This window comes from Candidatus Hepatincolaceae symbiont of Strigamia maritima (genome assembly GCF_055505085.1).
On record NZ_DBKDTU010000064.1, the window covers coordinates 1 to 2918 of the forward strand.

General features: G+C 30.4%; 2 protein-coding genes. Both read right to left on the minus strand.

Annotation, left to right across the window (positions count from 1 at the left end; all coding sequences use genetic code 11):
- Positions 1-258 precede the first annotated feature (258 nt).
- On the minus strand, positions 259-1107 hold the full coding sequence (locus tag ACQCX0_RS01435) for a MurR/RpiR family transcriptional regulator (protein WP_462562355.1): 849 nt from the start codon (positions 1105-1107) through the stop codon (positions 259-261).
- 130 nt (positions 1108-1237) lie between these two features.
- The gene (locus ACQCX0_RS01440; RefSeq protein ID WP_462562356.1) at positions 1238-2851 is read right to left on the minus strand and encodes a PTS transporter subunit EIIC; all 1614 of its coding nucleotides are present in this window, start codon (positions 2849-2851) and stop codon (positions 1238-1240) included.
- Between the last annotated feature and the right edge of the window lie 67 nt (positions 2852-2918).

The following is a 2918-nucleotide window of genomic DNA, read 5'->3' on the forward strand; positions in this document are numbered from 1 at the left end:
TGAGTATATAATAAGAAAATACTTACTTGTTGTCAAGGGATAATTGCCTAAAATATTTATTATTAAAATCAATCTCTTATAAAAAATGAGATACACTTTAGCAAAATAATCTCTGAAGATTAGTTTTTAGAGGTTAGTGCAAAATTAGTGAGATTAGTGTGCTTAAATCAGTAAATTATGTACTTATTTGCGTTGCAAGAGGTTCGTTCAACAGTAAGCATTACTTAAATAAGTAAAATAAATTTAATAATTATAAAATTAAAATCCAGAAGTAGAAGTAATTGCTGCCACTGTAAGTTTTTTCAATTCTTCACGTTTGTTTTTATCTTTTAAAAGCAATCCTAAATACAATAATTCTATGATAAAGAGTTGAGAAATTCTCTCAGAAAAAGATCCTGTTTCTAGAATATGATTGGTATATCCGCTTAATAATACTTCATTTGCATATTGGGTAAGTTTAACAGAGGAATTAGTAGTAATGATAATAGTTTTAGCTCCGCGTTTTTGTGCGTTTTTTAAAGCTTCAATAACCTCGTAGGTTTCACCTCGTTGAGAAATAGCAATAATAAGATCTTGTCTTTTAGCAATAGCAGTTGACATAATAAAATTATGATAATTAGTATGTGCTGTTACTTTTTTACCTATTCTTAAAAACTTATCTTTAGCTTCAAGAGCAGTCAAATTAGAATAACCAACCCCTATAAATTCTATATAAGGTGCTTTATGAATTAAATTTATACTATTAGCTATAGAGCTAGGATTAAGATTCTGTATAGTGTTATAAAGAGTTTCTAAGGAATTATTATATAAATGTTGAGCTAGTTGATTATTAGATTTATTCTTTAAAAGTTTAATGTTGGGGTGTTTAGTACTTTTAGTATTAAGGGTATTGCTCAGGGAGAGTTTAAAATCAATAAAACTAGCAAACCCTAATTTTCTATAAAATCTTAGAATGGTTGCTTCTCCTACAGGAATAGCTACTGCTAAAGCTTTTAGATTCATAGTAAGAGTAGTTTGGGAATTTTTCAGAATATAGGCAGAGATTTTTTGTTCAGCTAGGGTAAAATCTTTCTTTAGGGAATTAATTTTGTTAATTAATATTGACATTTATCGGTATAACCAGATTTGTGATAGTTTAAAAGTACAAGCTAGACAGGAGAAAAAAAGTATAGGATTTTATAAACAAGGGAAGAAAAAATGATAAAAACCCTATACTAACAGTGAAAACTGTATGACATTAAAACTTGTAAAGCTCCTTGATTTTATTTTTATAAACTTCTGCTTGGGTTCCATAAATAATTTGAATGCCGTGACCTTTTCTAAACACTCCCTGTGCTCCTAGATCTTGCCAAATCTTATCAGTAGCAACTTTAGTTTCATCATAAACTGTTATTCTTAGACGAGTTATACAAGCATCAATACCTTGAATATTATTTTTTCCTCCTAAGTTTTCAACAATTTTTTTAATGAGATTGAGTTCTTGTTGCTTATTTAAATAATCTTGTTTAGTATAAAGTTTAGCAAGACTACCTTCTCTGCCCGGAGTAGCATAGTTAAATTTTTCAATACAAAATTTAAAAATGAAATAGTAAATACAGGCATAAACAGGACCTAGAATTAATATCCATTGATAAGAAGTTTTTGCAATACCTTGTAGTAAACCAAAAAAGGTAAAATCAATTAATCCTCGAGAGAAGGTAATGCCTACGGCTACATTTAGCATGTGCATTAACATATAAGAAAGACCTTCAAGAGTAGCATGTAGTACATATAATAAAGGAGCAACGAATAAAAAAGTAAATTCTATTGGCTCAGTAATACCTGTTAAAAAGGAAGTTAGAGCCGCAGAGATAAGAATACCTTTAATTTTAACTTTATTAACAGGATCTGCAGTTCTATAAATAGCTAAAGCAGCAGCAGGTAAGCCGAACATCATGGGTAAGAAGCCGCCTGTCATAGTACGAGTAGCCTCACTACTAAAATGAGTAGTGATAGGGTCTGCCAGTTGAGCAAAAAAGATTTTTTGTCCACCGGCTACAAATTTTCCAGCAACTTCAGTTACACCGCCTAATTCTGTATACCAAAATAGAGGATAAATAGCATGATGCAATCCGAAAACATTTAATAATCTCATAGAAGTACCATATAAAAAAGTACCAATGTATCCCATACTGCTAAAAACTTCTCCAGCATTAATAATAAATTTAAAAACAAAAGGCCAAAAAAACGGAAATAAAAGAGCTAACGGAATAAAAAAAATCATAGTTAAAACTGCTACCAACCTATTACCACTAAAAAAAGCTAAATAATCCGGTAGGGTAACTTTAGCAAATCTATTAGTAATTAACGCTGAAGTAACACCACAGATAATTCCTCCAAAAACTCCGGTTTGCAAAGTAAATATACCAAGTTCTTTAGTATATTGGGCAGACTCCCCAAAGGCATCAGATGTGGACAAACCCTGTGCAAGAAACGCTACTGCAGTAGTATTTTCTGCAGATAATCCTTGAAAACCTAAAATAGTACTAATGACAGTATGAAATAACAAAAATCCTAAAACAGCAGATAAAGCAGCAGTTTCTTTATGTGCGTGTGATAAGCCGATTGCTACACCTACGGCAAATAATAAAGGTAGGTTGGCAAAAACAAATAAACCAGTATTAAAAAGTAATTTAAGTAAATAATTTAATAAAGTTCCATCTAGTAAATAAGTTAAATTATAAGTATTAATTAGAGTGGTACTGGTAAAAGCCCCACCAATTCCCAGTAAAATTCCTGACATAGGAAGTACTGCGATAGGAAGCATAAAGGCTTTCCCTATATTTTGTAGTATTGCAAATATGTTTTGCATGGTTGCTTCCTTTTTTTTATTTAATCTATTATTTTAAATTAAAATGACCTTCAAATCAAAAAAATCA